Source organism: Plantibacter sp. MPB07, from assembly GCF_046619465.1.
GTDB lineage: Bacteria > Actinomycetota > Actinomycetes > Actinomycetales > Microbacteriaceae > Plantibacter > Plantibacter auratus.
In genome coordinates this window covers 3,192,358-3,207,476 of record NZ_CP177043.1, presented here as the reverse complement: position 1 = coordinate 3,207,476, position 15,119 = coordinate 3,192,358, and the positions used below count along the sequence as shown (strand labels likewise).

Below are 15,119 nucleotides of genomic sequence, written 5' to 3'. Positions count from 1 at the left end.
GAGCGACACGCGTCGTCCGGCCGGTCGTCTGGGGGTGGCGGCACGCTCCACGGCGTGCCCGAACCGATGGTGCCGGAGCGCCGCGGCTCCGAGCCAGCCACCCGAACGAGCCCGAACGACTCGCGCGGGTCGACGAACGGAGGTCGCGCACGCCTGGTGGCGGTGGAGTCAGGCCCGGGCGAGGTCCGCGCGCATCGTCTGGACGGCCGTGGCTCGCCAGTGGCCGACTGCGCTGAGGAGGTCGGCGGCGGCGGCGAACGCGGCGTCGGCCGCCGCTCGGTCGCCGCGGATCGCCGCCGCCCTCCCGATCGTCTCGAACGCCCTCGCCTGCTCGACCCGGTCACCGAGCAGTTCGGCGATCTCGAGCGAGCCTCGCGCCCAGCGTTCGGCGGTCCCGGCGTCGTCGGCGTCGGCGGCGATCTCGCCGAGGGTGCTGCAGGCGTCGGAGCGGAGGAGTGGGTAGCCGACGCGCTCGGCCGAGGCCAGGGCGGTGTCCGCCAGACGCGCAGCCTCGACGAGGTCCCCGCGTCGACGGGCGACCTGGGCGAGCTGGATGGCGATCTCGGCGTCCTCGTCGAACGTCGTCGGACCGCCGCCGTCCGCCCCTGCCGCGAGCAGGGCCTCCTCCGCCTCGGCCACACGGTCGAGATCCAGCAGGATCATGGCGCGTTGGGTGAAGAGGTATCCGCGATTGACGCCGGGACCGCCGCGCTCGAGTAGGGTCGCGCAGCGCCGGAGCGCCTCGTCGAACCGCCCCTGCGCCTGGAGCAGGAGCACACGGTTCGACTCGACGATCGTCCGATTGACGTCATCCCCGGCTCGAGCGCTCACCGCCTCGGCGAGATCGAACAACCGCTCCGACCGGCGATACCGGCTCGTGATGCGCGCCAGATTGCCGAGGTTGCCGAGCGCGCGCCCCCGCGTGATCGGATTGCCGGCTGCGGCCGCGATCCGAGCGGCGCGGAGATACGACTGCTCGGCCTCCGCCATCCGTCCCAGTTGGCGTTCCACATTGGCGATCACGTTCATCGTGCGACCCGGCTGCTCCTCGGTGAGGAGGCGGCTCGCCCGATGCAGGTGGTCGAGGGCGTCGTCGTACCGACCGAGCTTCTCGAAGGCGCGGGCGAGGAGCTCCGCGGTCGTGCCTCGTCGTTCCCGCGACACGAATGGCGCGGCGAGTTGGAGGAGTTCGGCCGCATGGCTCCAATAGCCGGCATCACCCACCGGCTCCACCACGTGGAAGACGACCGCGGCGAGCGCGGCACCCGCCCGCTGGTCGACTGCGAGCGCTGCGGCGGCCACCAGCCCGTCGGCGAGCGACGCGTCGAAGCGGACGGAGCCGACCAACTCGCGGAACCGTTCCAACACCCGCTCGGCCAGCACCACGAGGACCGACGGGCGCTCCTGCTCGAGCGCGAGCCGGTGGGCCGCGGTGTGGACGAGCGGGTGCAGTTCGACGGTCCGCTCCGAGACGGTGGCCAGGTGCATGTCCGCCAGGCGACGGAGCAGGCGCACCGAGGTCGGCGCATCCGCACCGGCGTCGTCCAGCAGTGTCCCGACGACGTCCAGCCGTACGGGGCCGCGGAGCAGGCCGAGTCGCCGGAACAGGGTCGCGGCGTCCGGTCCGATGGCGGCGACCGAGGGTTCCAGGAGCGGCACCGCGTGGTCGCGCCGCGGGCGGTCGCCGAAGCGCTCGGCCACATCGGCGAGCGACCAGTCCGGGTGGTCTTCGATGAAGCGCAGCACGAGGTCGAGGTCGAGGCGGATCCCGCTGATCGCGTTCGCGAGCCGGCGGACCGCCGCGTCGTCGGTCGAGGAGGACGTCGGACGCTGCGAGGCGGTCGCGGCCGAGAGCCGCCGGGCCGTCTCCTCAGTCTCGAGCGGCAGGACGGTCCGGCGGTCCACCGCGAGTCCCTCCGCGGCCGCCAGCGCCTCGAGGCCGTCGAGCCGGGCTCGCGAGGTCACGATCAGATGGAGACCGCACCCGGCGGGACCCCGGGCGTGATCGGCGATCAGGAGTGGAGCGAGCTGCGCTGCGGAGAACGCATCCTCGAGCAGGACGATGATCCTGCGGTCGTGTGCCGCCGTTCTGAGCGTCTCGCGCAGCGATGCGGCGTCGAGCCGACGATCGGACCGACCGCCGACGGCGCGCACCAGTTCGCGCAGGACCTCGTCCGCTTCCGCCGGACGCTGCCCGTCTTCGAATCCGTGCAGCCGGACGCGGAGCACCACCGCACCGGGGGTACGGCGGCGTTCGACCTCGGCGAGCCGCCTCGCGAACTCGGCCTTGCCGACCCCGGGGAGCCCGGTGAGGACGACGACGGGTGCGGCAGCGGGTTCCACACCGGTGGACGTCGATTCCTCGGCTGCCGGTAGGACGGAGGCGGACACCGGGCCTCCGAGCGTCGCACCGTTGAGGCGCGCAGCAGTGGTGCGCCACTCGGCGGCCGCTGACGCTGAAGCTCCGAGGGCGAGGACGAGGTCGTGGATGAGTTCGGCGTCGACCCGATGCCGGTCGGTGCGGAAGCAGTCGTAGACGGTCACCTTGCCGGGGGCGTCGCGGGAACCTCGTCCGAGCCGGAAGGCACCGACCCGCCGGGCCAGCTCGGCGAACGACGGCGCACCGGCCTCCGCGCGCAACTCCGTGAGGGCCTCGGCCAGCTCCCCGAGGTCGGCGATGGACGGGAGGGTGGTCGGTCGCATCACCGGGCCCGGTGCGCCCGTGCCGTCGTCGCTCCAGGGTGGAAGCGGACGCTGAACTGCTCGCACTCCGGATCGCGGCCGTCGAGCATGGCGACGATCGCGCGGCCGGCGGCCGACCCCTTCTCCCGGGAGGGCTGCCACACCGTCGTGAGGTCGTAGTCGAGCCCCTCGACCCGGATGCCGTCGAACCCGACCACGTTGAGCTCCGCGGGAACGGAGATGCCGAGTTCCTCAGCTGCGCGGATGACGCCGGCGGCCAGGAGGTCGCTCTGTGCGGCGATCGCCGTCGGGCGTTCACCCGCCGGAACGTCGAGGATGGCGTGACCGGCGACCCGTCCCTCCTCGAGCGATGACCCCGTGGTGACGAACCCCTGCGCGTCGGGGAAGACGTCGCGGAGGCCCTGCAAGCGTTCGATCGCCGGGACCGTCGTGGCGGATCGCTCCCACTCGGGCGTGAGCGGGCCGCGGCGTTCGGTCGGGTCGAGGTTGAGGGTGACGACGGCGACACGCTCGTGGCCGAGATCTGCGAGGTGTCGCGCCTCCTCACGCACGCCGCCGCGGTTGTCGACGGCGATGTCGGGGACGCCGAGTGCTGCGAGTCCTTCGATCGACACGATCGGCATCCCCCGCCGGCTGAGGATCGCGACCGAGCTGTCGAGGTTCGGGCTGCAGCCGATGAGGACGACGCCGTCCATCGGTGCGTTGCTCAACTGCAGCGTGCCCTCCTGCGCGTCGTTCAGGAGCAGCAGACCGGCACCGACCGCGCCGAGTTCGTCGGCGAGTCCGTCGAGGGTCTGGATCATCACCGGGTCGCGGAAGGAGTGCCCGATCCGGCCGGCGACGACGGCTCCGACGATGCCGCTGCGTCCCTGGCGGAGGGAACGGGCCCGGGGGTCGGGGCCGGCGTAGTCGAGGTCGGCCGCAGCCTGCAGCACCCGCTGCTTGGTCGCTTCGGAGACGGGTCCGGCGCCGCTGAACGCGAGCGAGGCGGTCGACGGCGACACCCCCGCGCGCTCGGCGACATCGGCGAGCGTCGGTCGCGAGGGGCGTGATTCCTGGTCCACGATCTGCTAGCTTAGTCGACGGAATCGAATCGATTCGATTCTCGTCAGATCCACCCAGATGCACGGGCCTCACCACCCCGCTCCACCGAGCGCCCAGGCGCACCAGCACCGATCCCGAGGACCCTGTGTCAGAGCCGACCAACCCGCCGACCGCACCCGTCGCCCTGCGCCCACGCCGCGAGCTCCTCGCCTGGCGCAACGCGATCTTCGTGATCTTCGCCCTGAGCGGCCTCAGCATCGCGACCTGGGTGGCCCGCCTCCCGGCCATCCGCGACAACCTCGACCTCACCACCGGCACGGTCGGACTCCTCATCCTCGGCATGTCGATCGGGTCGATCCTCGGCCTCATCGCCTCGCAGCACATCCTCGGACGGCTCGGCCCGCGGCACGGGATGCAACTGACGCTCGGGCTCATCGCCGTCGGGCTGCTCCTCATCGGGATCGGCGCGAGCCTCGTCCCGACTGCCGGCATCGTGCTCGTCGGCCTGATCATCTTCGGCTTCGGGAACGGAGCGCTCGACGTCATGATGAACGTCGAGGGCGCCGCGGCCGAGCAGGAGCTCGGCAAGACGGTGATGCCGCTGATGCACGCGTGCTTCAGCTTCGGCACGGTCGCCGGAGCAGGACTCGGCGCACTCGCGTCCGCAGCCGGCCTCGAGGTCTTCTGGCACGCGCTCGTCATGGCGGTCGTCATCGCGATCGTCGCCGTCGTCGCCGTGCGCTTCGTCCCCGCCGAGCAGGTCGTCGCCGACGAACTCGACGAGGCCCCGAAGGCGCCGTGGCGGGAGCGGCTGCGCGAGAGCCTGTCGGTCTGGGCGGACGGCCGGCTCATCCTCATCGGCGTCATCATGCTCGGTATGGCCTTCGCCGAGGGCAGCGCCAACGACTGGCTCGCACTCGCCGTGGTCGACGGCCACGAGCAGAGCAACACAACCGGCGCGCTCGTCTACGGCGTGTTCGTCACCGCGATGACCGTCGGTCGCATCGTCGGTGGGCCGCTCATCGACCGCTTCGGCCGGGTGCCGGTGCTGCAGGTGTCGGCCGCCGCGGCGATCGCCGGACTCGTCCTGTTCATCCTCACGCCGGTCACCGGACTCATGGTCCTCGGAACCGTGCTGTGGGGCCTCGGTGCCTCGCTCGGGTTCCCGGTGGGCATGTCCGCCGCGGCCGACGACTCCAAGCGCGCTGCGGCACGGGTGAGCGCCGTCGCGATGATCGGCTACTGCGCGTTCCTCGTCGGTCCGCCGCTCATCGGCATCCTCGGCGACGCCATCGGCCTGCTGAACGCCCTGTTCGTCGTGCTCGTACTCATCGTGTTCGCCGGCCTGGCGTCGCCGGCCGCCCGCGAGAGCAGCCGCCGCAAGCGCTGAGCGCAGTTCGTTCGCCCCACCTGGCGAGGGTGCACAGCTCCTGCCGACGGTCTGCCCGTCGCCCGCGCCCGGTTCGCAACTCCTGCTCATCGCATCTCCCGCGACCCGACGACCCGACTACTCCGGGCTCATGACTCGCCGGAAGGGGCACCAGCAGGAGTTGTGAGCGGAGCCGTGCTGACGGCAGCAGGAACTGTGCGCAGCCGCCGGACGCCGGCTGCGCGTCGGGGGCCTACGTCCGGAGGGTAGGCTCGTCGTCGTGCGTTTGGTGATTGCGGAGTGCTCGGTCGACTATGCCGGACGATTGTCGGCTCACTTGCCGCTCGCCAAGCGGCTGCTCATGGTGAAGAACGACGGCAGCCTGCTCGTCCACTCCGACGGCGGCTCCTACAAGCCGCTCAACTGGATGAGCCCGCCCTGCGTCCTCACCACCGTCGAGCCCGATGAGACCCAGGCCGCCGCCGGGATCACCGAGCTGTGGAAGGTCACCCACAAGAAGACGGGCGACGCGCTCATCGTGTCGATCCACGAGGTGCACCACGACAGCGCGCACGAGCTCGGCGTCGACCCGGGCCTCCAGAAGGACGGCGTCGAGGCGCACCTGCAGAAGCTCCTCGCCGAGCAGATCGAACTCCTCGGCGACGGCTACCGACTCATCCGCCGCGAGTACATGACCGCGATCGGCCCGGTCGACATCCTCGCCACCGACGCGACCGGGGCGTCCGTCGCGGTCGAGCTGAAGCGCCGCGGCGACATCGACGGCGTCGAGCAGCTCACCCGCTACCTCGAGCTCATGAACCGCGACCCGCTCCTCGCGCCCGTGCAGGGCGTGTTCGCCGCACAGGAGATCAAGCCGCAGGCGCGCACCCTCGCCCAGGACCGCGGGATCCGCTGCGTCGTCCTCGACTACGACGCGATGCGCGGCCTCGACGACAGCGACTCCCGCCTCTTCTGACGTCGACTGGGTCCCTTTCTCAGGAGTCCTGCGGCGCGCCGGCGTCACCAGGCACCGACACGCCCGGACACTCCTGAGAAAGGCACCATCTACCGCTCAGTGACCTTTCTCAGGAGTCCTCCGGCGCGCCGGCTTCACCAGACACCGACACGCCCGGACACTCCTGAGAAAGGCACTGGACCGACGGTCACGACTCGGACTAGACGAACAGCCAGATGAGGGCGACCATCCCGAAGCCGACGACCGAGAGGATCGTCTCGAGCACGGTCCAGGTCGCGAGCGTCTGCTTCACCGACATGTTGAAGTACTTCGCGATGATCCAGAACCCACCGTCGTTGACGTGCGAGAGCGTGATCGAACCCGCCGCGATCGCGATGCCGATGAGCGCCAGCTGCGGCTGCGAGTAGTCACCCGCGAGTACGACCGGCTGGAGGATCCCCGCCGTGATGACGATCGCCGCGGTCGCCGAGCCCTGCGCGATGCGGAGGCCGGAGCTGATGAGGTACGCCGACACGATGATCGGCAGGCCGAGCGAACCGAGCACCTCGGCCAGTGCCGCACCCACACCCGTCGCTGAGATGACCGCGCCGAAGAACGCACCCGCACCGACGACGAGCAGGATCATGCCGATCGGCCGGAGCGACTGACCGGAGAGCTCGCCCAGCTCGGCGAGCGTCATGCCGCGCCGCACCCCCAGCACGTAGTACGCGAGGCAGACGGCGATCGTGAGCGCGACCGCCGGGTTGCCGATGAGCGTCAACGCTTCGAGGACCGGGCCGTTCGGGAGGGCGAGGGCACCGAAGGTGGCGGCGAGGATGAGCAGGATCGGCGTGATGATGATGAGACCGACGCTCCAGAGCGAGACGTCCTTGCGCTCGGGGGCGTCGTCCTCGGGCTCCAGCACGTACTCCTCGGGAACCGAGACCATGACGCGCTTCCCGATCCAGAGCGGCCAGGCGATGCCCGACGCGATGAAGGCGGGGATGCCGCAGAGGAAGCCCATGAGGATGAGCCAGCCGAGCCCGACCTCGAAGGTGCCGGCGAGCGCCGTCGGTCCCGGGTGCGGCGGTAGGAACGCGTGCGTCATCGAGAGGCCGGCGAGCATCGGGAGCGCGTAGAGCACGAGCGACTTTCCGCCGCGACGCGCGGTGATGTAGACGAGGGGCGCGAGGACGAAGATGCCGACGTCGAAGAACACGGGGATACCGAAGATGAGACCGGTGAGCCCCATCGCGATCGGAGCGCCGCGTTCCCCGAAGCGACCGAGGAGCTTCCGGATGAGGACGTCCGCACCGCCGGAGCGCTCGAGGATCGCGCCGAGCACGGTGCCGAGACCGATGATGATCGTGATGTGCCCGAGGATGCCGCCGAAGCCGGTTTCGAGGAGCGACGCCCCGGGCTTGATCTGCTCGTCGTCGAAGGGGTCCGGCACGGCCACGCCGACGATCTGGTAGATGCTCGTCCCCGTCGCGAGGGCCAGACCGATGCCGACGATGAAGAGCGAGATGAACGGTTCGAGCTTCACCCGGATGATGAGGAACAGCAGCACCGCGATGGCGACGGCGCAGAGGATGAGCAGGCCGGGGGTGGTCTGCTGCAGCCACCCGATGGGATCGCTCGGGGCTGGTGCGGCGGCGGCTACGACGCTGCGCGCGAGGGCGGTGATGGGCATGGGAGGACCTTCTGTGTCTGTGGGCGCGGGGAGGGCAGGGACGGGGGGGAGCGGTCAGGCCGGGCTGCGACGGATCGAGCGACCGGGGAGGGCGTCGGTACGTCGACCGTCGGCGATGACGGCGGCACCGTTCACGAACACCCACGGGATGCCGGCGGCCTGCTGCCGGGGCTCGGCGAACGTCGCGCGGTCGGCGATGGTCGCGGGGTCGAACAGGACGAGGTCGGCGACGGCTCCGACGCGGAGCACGCCGCGGTCGCTGAGACCGAGACGCGCGGCCGGACGCGAGGTGAGGTGGGCGACGGCGTCTTCCAGCCCGAGCACACCCTCCTCGCGGACGTAGTGGCCGAGGTAGCGCGGGAAGGTGCCCCAGGCACGCGGGTGTGGCTTTGCGCCGACGAGGATCCCGTCGCTTCCGCCGGTGTGGGCAGGGTGCACCATCATCGTGCGCACGTTGGCCTCGTCGCCGACGTGCTGGAGGATGCCGGTCGCGAGCCGGTCGGCTTCGAGCAGCGCGAAGAACAGGGCCGTCGGGTCGCCCGACCACGCGTGTCCCGCATCCTCGGCGGCGATGTCGGCGACGGTCCGCCCGACGAAGCCGGCGAGCGCGGGGTTCGCGACGCCGGAGATCTCGATCGTGGCCCAGTCGGTGACGACACCGTGACAGCCGTCCGTGCCGAGCACCTCGAGCTCGTATCGGATCCGCGCACGGACGTCGTCGTCACCCAGGCGCTCGATCGTCGCGTCCGGCCCGCCGACCGCCGCCCAGCTCGGCAGCAACGCCGACAGGGTCGTCGAACCTGGCAGATAGGGATAGGTGTCGAGCGTGATGTCGACCCCGTCGGCGATGGCGGCGTCGATGAGCGCCACGAGTTCGGCGGCCCGGCCGGCGTTGACGCCGAAGTTCATCGTCGCGTGCGTGAGGTGCAGCGCGCACCCGGAACGACGACTGATGTCGATCATCTCCGCGTACGCCTCGAGCGCGCCCTTGCCGTACGAGCGCTGGTGCGGGGCGTAGAAGCCGCCGTGCTCCGCGACGGTGCGGCACAGCGCGACGAGCTCCTCGGTGTCGGCGAACATGCCGGGCACGTAGGTGAGGCCGGAGGACATGCCGACGGCCCCCTCCCGCAGACCCGCCGCGACGAGCTCCTGCATGCGAGCGATCTCGTCAGCGGTCGCAGCCCGGTTCTCGGTGCCGACCACGAGCATCCGGACGGAGCCCTGCGGCACGAGGTAGGCGACGTTCAGCGCGGCTCCGCGGTCGACCCGGTCGAGGTACTCGCCGACGGTCCGCCACGCGAAGTCGACGTCGCCGGGTTGCCCGTTCCAGCCGGCGATCTGCTGCCGGACGATGGCCATGGTGCGGTCGTCGGTCGGGGCGTAGGAGAGCCCGTCCTGTCCGAGGACCTCCGTGGTGACGCCCTGCGAGACCTTGGCGAGGTGCTCGTGGTCGCGAAGGACGGCGAGGTCGGAGTGGGCGTGCATGTCGATGAAGCCGGGCGACGCGATCAGACCGTCGGCGTCGACGATCAGGGCGTCGGCGGGCGCGTCGGCCTCGGCGGACGCCCCGATCGCGATGATGCGGCCCCGGTCGATGAGCAGCGACCCGTGCACGCTCGGTCCGCCGGTGCCGTCGACGATGCGAGCGCCGCGGATGACCACCGCGCGCGCATCGTCCGTCGGTCGCGACGTCACGGCAGGAGGGCCGCCGTGGTGAAGGCGGTCGCGCGCTCGGTGACCCCGGCCCAGTCGGCCGCGGCGACGTCGGCCGCACCGACCACGCTCGACCCCGCGGTCACGGCGGCTGCGCCGGCCTGGATGTACTCCCGGGCGTTGCCTGCGTGCAGTCCGCCCGAGGGCACGAGCCGGAGACCCGGGAACGGGCCCTTGAGGTCCTTGAGGAAGCCGGGCCCCATGGCGGCGGCCGGGAAGATCTTCACCGCGTGGGAACCGAGCGACGCGGCGCGCATGACCTCGCTCGGCGTCATCGCACCGAGCAGGAACGGGATGCCGGCGGCGGTGGCGACCTCGGCCACCTCCTCGCTCAGACCGGGCGTGACCAGGAACTGCGCACCGCTGTCGACGGCGCGCTGCGCGGTGTCGCGGTCCACGACCGTCCCCGCGCCGATCACGGCCCCGTGGTCGCCGATCGCGTCGGCTGCGGCACGGATCAGGGCTTCGACGCCCGGCGTGGTGAAGGTGAACTCCACACTGCGGATCCCGCCCGCGGCGAGCGCCCGACAGAGTTCGACCGGGTCGGGGATGACGGGTACGCGGACGACGGCGATGGCGCGGTCGGCGTACAGGGCGTCGAGGGCGTGCGGCGTGGAGGGAGGGGTCTCGAGCGTCATGCGGGGCTCCTGTTCGGTTCGGCTCAGCCGAAGGTGGTGGTGACGGCGTCGACGGCGCTCGGTTCGGCGAGACGGACGTCGTCGATGACCACGAGGGCACGCCACTTGTCGAAGGTGGTGCACGGGTGGGAGAGGCCCAGGCGGATGACGTCGCCGACCTCGACGTCGCTACCGGGCGGCAGGGAGACGAAGGTGTGCTGGTCGTTCATGGCCGTGGTCGTCGCGCCCGGGAGCGGTTCGACGGTGGCGGACCCGGCGCGGCGGACGCCCTGCACCTCGGGGAGCCCCTCGTCGAACGGGAAGTCGCGCTTCCCGCCGTCGACGAGCGCGAGGCCGGGCTCGGGGCGGGAGACGATCGTCGCCCAGCCGTGGATCGCGGAGCGGAAGTCGCCGGTGCCCTCGTGGCGGCCGAGCGGGGTGATGCCGCGGTAGAAGCCGTCGTCGTGGGTGACGTATGCGCCGGAGCGCAGCAGCACGTCGACGGCGCGTCCGTGAGCACCGTCGAGGTCGCGCAGTCCGGCGAGGACCTCGGCGACCACGTCGAAGTAGGCGCTGCCCCCGGCGGTCACGATGAGCGTCCGGACACGTTCGTCGTACCGGCCGCCTGCGAGGAGCGCGTCATGAAGAGTGGCGAGCGACTCCAGGTAGTCGCGGACGATCTGCAGCGAACCGTCGTCGCCGTGGTGCGCGAGGGCCCCCTCGTAGCCGCTGACGCCGGCGAGCGCGAGCTCGGGCGAGGCGACGACGGCCTCGGCGATCTCGAGCGCGGTGGCCTGGTCCCGGGCTCCGGTGCGGCCACCCGGCGCACCGAGTTCCACGAGCACGTGGAGGGGGCGACGGGGTGGCTGCTCGGCGAGCACGCGCGACATGATCTGCACGGCTCGGACGGAGTCGGCCCACACGACGATCTCGGCGTCCCCGCTGTCGAGGGACCGTCCGACGGCGCGCAGGTGTTCGGGCTGCACGAGGGCGTTGGCCAACATCACGCGGGGGATCGACCAGTCGAGCGCGACGGCGAGCTGCCACGGGGTCGCGACGGTGATGCCCCAGGCACCCGCGTCGAGCTGACGCTGCCATAGGGCGCGGTTCATCGTCGTCTTGCCGTGCGGTGCGAGGCCCACCCCTGCGTGGTCGCACCACTGCCGCATGGTCTCGACGTTGTCGGTGACCGCCGAGCGGTCGAGCGTGACGAGCGGCGTCGTGAAGTCGGCGAGCGCCGGTCGACCGGCGAGGAACGTGGCGGCGTCGGTCCCGACGGACGCCGGCGGGAAGCCCTTGAGGCTGCCGTCGAGCACGCCCAGCGCGCCGGCATCGAAGTCGTCCGTCATCGTCTCCTCGTTTCGCGATCGAGCGCTGCACCCGCCGACGTCGTGAGCGCCTAGCGTTGCGCATTTTGCAACGTACATTGCATCCGGCGCTACGTCTGTTCTAGCATTGCGTCCACAGGCCGTCAACCGGACCCGGCCGAGACGCGAGGGGAACCGTGATGACGATGTCACCGTCCACCGTGAGCACGATCGGCGAAGCGATGGTCGTCCTCCTGCCCGAGAACCAGCTCCCGGTCGCCGAAGCCCGCGAATACCGGACGGGCGTCGGGGGCGCCGAGTTCAACGTCGCCTCGAGCCTCGCGCGCCTGGGCGTCCCCACCCACTGGATCTCGCGCCTCGGCGATGACGGGTTCGGCGACTACATCCTCGAGACGGCCCGGCACGACGGCGTCCTCACCGACGCCGTCGAACGCGACGACCACCGGCCCACCGGCCTCTACGTCAAGGAGACGGTCGTGAGCGGCGACGGCGACCGTCGGCCGCGGATGCACTACTACCGCAGCGAGTCCGCAGCGTCGCAGCTCGGCGCCGACACCCTGCGGCACGAGGCGACCCGGGCGGCCATCACCGCCTCCGCCATCGTGCACACCTCCGGCATCACCCCGGCGCTCTCCGACTCGACGGCGCTGCTCGTCGGCGAGCTGGGCGACGCGCTCCCCCGCGACACCGTCCTGAGCGTCGACCTCAACTTCCGGCCGCGCCTCTGGGAGCGTCGCTCGACCGCCCCGCTGCACCGCCTGCTCGACCAGGCGTCCGTCCTGTTCCTCGGCGTCGACGAAGCGGAGCTGTTCTTCGGCCACACGGACGCCGCCCGCCTCTTCGCCGAGCTGCCGACCCTGCAGCGCATCGTGCTCAAGGACGAGGAGAACGCAGCGACCACCCTCCACCGTGACTCCGAGGCGGGCATCGAGGTGCGGTCGTTGTCGGTCGACGTCGTCGAGACCGTCGGTGCGGGCGACGCGTTCGCTGCCGGCTACCTCGCCGGGCTGGCCTCGGGGCGCTCCGACACCGCCTGCACGCGGCTCGGCCACGCGGTCGCGGCGTCGACGCTCATCTGCCACGGCGACCGCCCCGAGCTCGTGCCCGACGCGCAGGGCGTGGACACCATCGTCGAGGCGTCCGATGAGGAATGGGCGTCGTGGCGGATCACCGCGGACCACCCGCTGCCGTGGACCACGGTCGGCGCGCACGGGATGATCGACGCATGAGTCAATCGCTGTCCCGGGCCCTCGACCTCCTCCGCGAGATCGTCTCGGGCACCAACTCCCTCGACGCGCTCGCGGCGACGGCCGGCGTGCACAAGACCACGGTGCTGCGCCTGCTCAACACGCTCGAGGAGCACGGCTTCGTCACGCGCGACGCGTCGTTCCGGTACCACCTCGGGCGGGCGATGTTCGAGCTGACCCAGACCGCGCTCGACGAGCAGGACGTCCGCGGCGTCGCCGCTCCGCACATCCGGGCGCTCGGGGCGGCCACGGGCCAGACGGTGCACCTCGCCGCCTACGAGAGCGGCTCCGTCTTCTACATCGACAAGGTCGAGTCCCGTCAGCCCCTCCGCATGTACTCACGTGTCGGCCTGCCCGCCTCCCTGTACGCGACCGGGGTCGCGAAGGTCCTCCTCGGTGGACTCGACGAGGCGGAGCGTCGACGCGTCGTCACCGGCATCGTCTTCGAGCGGTACACCGACAAGACCATCACCGACGCCGACGCCCTGCTCGCCGAGATCGAGCGTTCGACCGAACGCGGATGGGCCGAGGACCACGAGGAGCACGAGAGCTTCATGAACTGCGTGGCCGCGCCGGTCTTCGGGCCCGACGGCCGGGTCACCGCGGCGGTGTCGATCTCGGTCCCGACGATGGTGCTCCCCCACAGCGGCGTCCGCGCACTCCTGCCGCAGCTCCTCGCCACCACGACCGCGATCTCCGCCGAACTCGGCTACGCACCGCCGGCGCCCGCCGAGGCCCCCGCGACCGCCTGACCTCCCGCCCCTCCCGTCCCTGAGCCCCCGCCGACCTCGGCCCCTGAGCCCCACCATCCGGTCCCTGAGCTTGTCGAAGGGCCACCTACCCCGTCCCTGACCACCTACCCCGGCCCCTGAGCTTGTCGAAGGGCCACCAACCGAAGGACACACCCCATGACCGACCGCACCGCCATCTCCACCACCGACGCCCCGGCTCCCGCGCACACCTTCTCCCAGGGCGTCCGCAAGGGCAACTTCGTCCAGGTCTCCGGCCAGGGCCCCGTCGACCCCGCGACGAACGAGTACCTGTTCCCGGGCGACGTCGCCGCGCAGACCACCCGCACGCTGCAGAACGTCGAGGCGATCCTCGCGGCCGGCGGCGCGACCTTCGACGACGTCATGATGCTGCGCGTCTACCTCACCAAGCGCGAGGACTTCGCGATCATGAACGACGCCTACGGCGAGTTCGTCGGCTCGCGCGTGCAGGGTGGCGTGCTGCCGTCCCGGACCACGGTCTTCACCGGCCTGCCGCGCGAGGAGATGCTCGTCGAGATCGACGCCATCGCGATCGTCGACTGACGCAGGCCGTTCGCCCGTTTCTGGGCGACCGAGCGTTCGTTCGCCCATCTTCGGGCGAACGAACACGCCTCGTCGGAGGCTGGTAGCGTGGTGCGCGATAGCGCCTAGGGTTCCGGAGCGACAGCTCGACTGGTCCGAGCGGCGCCACGGTCGGCGGCCAGCCGACGACCGTCATCTGACAGGACAAAAGCCCGGAGGACCCTGATCGTCGCGCCCGCGAGGATCGGAAGGGTCTCACGTGTCTCTGCTCGCCGTCACCATCGTCCTCGCCGCCGCGGTCTGCCATGCGGCGTGGAACATCGTCGCCCACGGCGTCAGCCGGATCGGCATGCCCTTCCTCTGGTGGGGAGCGGTGGCGAGCACCGTGTTGTGGGCGGTCGTCGTCCCGTTCACGGGCGGACTCGGTACGGACGACCTCGTCGGCTTCGCCATCGGCGTCGCGGTCTCCGCCGTGCTGCACTACGTCTACATGCTCGTGCTGCAGCGCGGCTACGCCAGCGGGCGCCTCTCCACCGTCTACGCCACGGCACGCGGCACCGGCCCGACGATCAGCGTGATCATCGCCGTCCTCCTCCTCGGCGAGCGCCCGTCGCTGCTCGCGCTCCTCGGCGTCGCGGCGATCGTCGTCGGCGTCGTCGCGATCGGGTTCGTCGACCGCGGGAGCGACCCGGCACCGATCGCCGTCGACGTACGCGCCACGCGACGACGCATCGACCCTGCAGTCGCCTTCGGACTCCTCACCGGGGTCGCGATCGCGGCCTACACGATCTGGGACGCGCACGCCGTCCGCACGTGGGGCGCCTCGCCCGTCGCGTTCATGGTCGGCTGCACCGCGGTCGAGGTCGTGCTGTTCTCCGGTTCGCTCGGGCGCCGGGCACGCGAGCTGCCGACGGTCCTGCGCGCCCACTGGCCGCGCATCCTCGCCTTCGGGGTGCTCTCGCCGATGTCGTACATCCTCGTACTGGTCGCCATCACCATGGCACCGGTCGCGCTCGTCGCGCCGATGCGTGAGGTGAGCGTCATCCTCGTCAGCCTGTTCGGCGCGCTCGTGCTCCGCGAGGGCCGACCCGTGCGCCGGATCGCCGCGGCGACCGTCGTCGTGATCGGCGTCGCCCTCCTCGCGGGCTGACCATGTTT

The 15,119-nt window shown here is 71.4% G+C and carries 12 protein-coding genes; 6 read left to right on the top strand and 6 right to left on the bottom strand.

Features of this window, described 5'->3' with window-relative positions; all coding sequences use genetic code 11:
* Positions 1-168 precede the first annotated feature (168 nt).
* Positions 169-2,703 carry a hypothetical protein gene (locus tag ACLIME_RS14835; RefSeq protein ID WP_411557380.1) on the bottom strand — a complete coding sequence of 845 codons (2,535 nt, stop codon included), beginning with the start codon at positions 2,701-2,703 and terminating at the stop codon, positions 169-171.
* Positions 2,703-3,767 carry a LacI family DNA-binding transcriptional regulator gene (locus ACLIME_RS14830; protein ID WP_411557379.1) on the bottom strand — a complete coding sequence of 355 codons (1,065 nt, stop codon included), beginning with the start codon at positions 3,765-3,767 and terminating at the stop codon, positions 2,703-2,705. Before ACLIME_RS14830 ends, ACLIME_RS14835 begins: the two co-directional genes overlap by 1 nt.
* Before the next feature lie 125 nt (positions 3,768-3,892).
* On the opposite strand from ACLIME_RS14830, the gene ACLIME_RS14825 reads away from it, so the two are divergent.
* Together ACLIME_RS14825 and nucS are read left to right on the top strand one after the other, a co-directional pair.
* Complete coding sequence (locus tag ACLIME_RS14825) at positions 3,893-5,137, top strand: MFS transporter (protein ID WP_411557378.1); 1,245 nt, start codon at positions 3,893-3,895, stop codon at positions 5,135-5,137.
* Positions 5,138-5,396: 259 nt separating this feature from the next.
* Positions 5,397-6,092: an endonuclease NucS gene (gene nucS / locus ACLIME_RS14820; RefSeq protein WP_064294112.1), complete on the top strand. Its 696-nt coding sequence runs from the start codon at positions 5,397-5,399 to the stop codon at positions 6,090-6,092.
* Between the two features lie 199 nt (positions 6,093-6,291).
* Here nucS and ACLIME_RS14815 read toward each other — a convergent pair whose 3' ends face one another.
* The 4 genes from ACLIME_RS14815 to ACLIME_RS14800 are packed head-to-tail and all read right to left on the bottom strand — an operon-like array spanning position 6,292 to position 11,443.
* A complete protein-coding gene (locus ACLIME_RS14815) occupies positions 6,292-7,764 on the bottom strand; it encodes a GntP family permease (RefSeq protein ID WP_086472615.1) in 1,473 nt (490 codons plus the stop codon).
* A gap of 54 nt (positions 7,765-7,818) precedes the next feature.
* A complete protein-coding gene (locus ACLIME_RS14810) occupies positions 7,819-9,459 on the bottom strand; it encodes an N-acyl-D-amino-acid deacylase family protein (protein WP_411557377.1) in 1,641 nt (546 codons plus the stop codon).
* Positions 9,456-10,115 (bottom strand): bifunctional 4-hydroxy-2-oxoglutarate aldolase/2-dehydro-3-deoxy-phosphogluconate aldolase, encoded by a 660-nt coding sequence (locus ACLIME_RS14805; protein ID WP_411557376.1) that lies wholly within the window; start codon positions 10,113-10,115, stop codon positions 9,456-9,458. The genes ACLIME_RS14810 and ACLIME_RS14805 overlap by 4 nt, the downstream gene beginning before the upstream one ends.
* Positions 10,116-10,138: 23 nt before the next feature.
* On the bottom strand, positions 10,139-11,443 hold the full coding sequence (locus ACLIME_RS14800; RefSeq protein WP_411557375.1) for an amino acid deaminase: 1,305 nt from the start codon (positions 11,441-11,443) through the stop codon (positions 10,139-10,141).
* A gap of 158 nt (positions 11,444-11,601) precedes the next feature.
* Here ACLIME_RS14800 and ACLIME_RS14795 point away from each other — a divergent pair, with 158 nt between their 5' ends.
* The 4 genes from ACLIME_RS14795 (at position 11,602) to ACLIME_RS14780 (ending at position 15,111) form a co-directional block, all read left to right on the top strand.
* On the top strand, positions 11,602-12,651 hold the full coding sequence (locus tag ACLIME_RS14795) for a sugar kinase (protein WP_411557374.1): 1,050 nt from the start codon (positions 11,602-11,604) through the stop codon (positions 12,649-12,651).
* Positions 12,648-13,421, top strand: coding sequence for an IclR family transcriptional regulator (locus ACLIME_RS14790; RefSeq protein WP_159876741.1), 774 nt, complete (start codon positions 12,648-12,650; stop codon positions 13,419-13,421). Before ACLIME_RS14795 ends, ACLIME_RS14790 begins: the two co-directional genes overlap by 4 nt.
* Before the next feature lie 156 nt (positions 13,422-13,577).
* Positions 13,578-13,982, top strand: coding sequence for a RidA family protein (locus tag ACLIME_RS14785; RefSeq protein ID WP_079704451.1), 405 nt, complete (start codon positions 13,578-13,580; stop codon positions 13,980-13,982).
* Positions 13,983-14,220: 238 nt separating this feature from the next.
* Positions 14,221-15,111, top strand: a complete 891-nt coding sequence (locus ACLIME_RS14780; RefSeq protein ID WP_411557373.1) for an EamA family transporter — start codon at positions 14,221-14,223, stop codon at positions 15,109-15,111.
* Positions 15,112-15,119: the final 8 nt, after the last annotated feature.

Coding starts and splice junctions, on each gene's coding strand:
- ACLIME_RS14815 (WP_086472615.1), bottom strand. CDS start 7,764: ATGCCCATCACCGCCCTCGCGCGCAGCGTCGTAGCCGCCGCCGCACCA.
- ACLIME_RS14795 (WP_411557374.1), top strand. CDS start 11,602: ATGACGATGTCACCGTCCACCGTGAGCACGATCGGCGAAGCGATGGTC.
- ACLIME_RS14790 (WP_159876741.1), top strand. CDS start 12,648: ATGAGTCAATCGCTGTCCCGGGCCCTCGACCTCCTCCGCGAGATCGTC.
- ACLIME_RS14800 (WP_411557375.1), bottom strand. CDS start 11,443: ATGACGGACGACTTCGATGCCGGCGCGCTGGGCGTGCTCGACGGCAGC.
- ACLIME_RS14835 (WP_411557380.1), bottom strand. CDS start 2,703: ATGCGACCGACCACCCTCCCGTCCATCGCCGACCTCGGGGAGCTGGCC.
- ACLIME_RS14805 (WP_411557376.1), bottom strand. CDS start 10,115: ATGACGCTCGAGACCCCTCCCTCCACGCCGCACGCCCTCGACGCCCTG.
- ACLIME_RS14785 (WP_079704451.1), top strand. CDS start 13,578: ATGACCGACCGCACCGCCATCTCCACCACCGACGCCCCGGCTCCCGCG.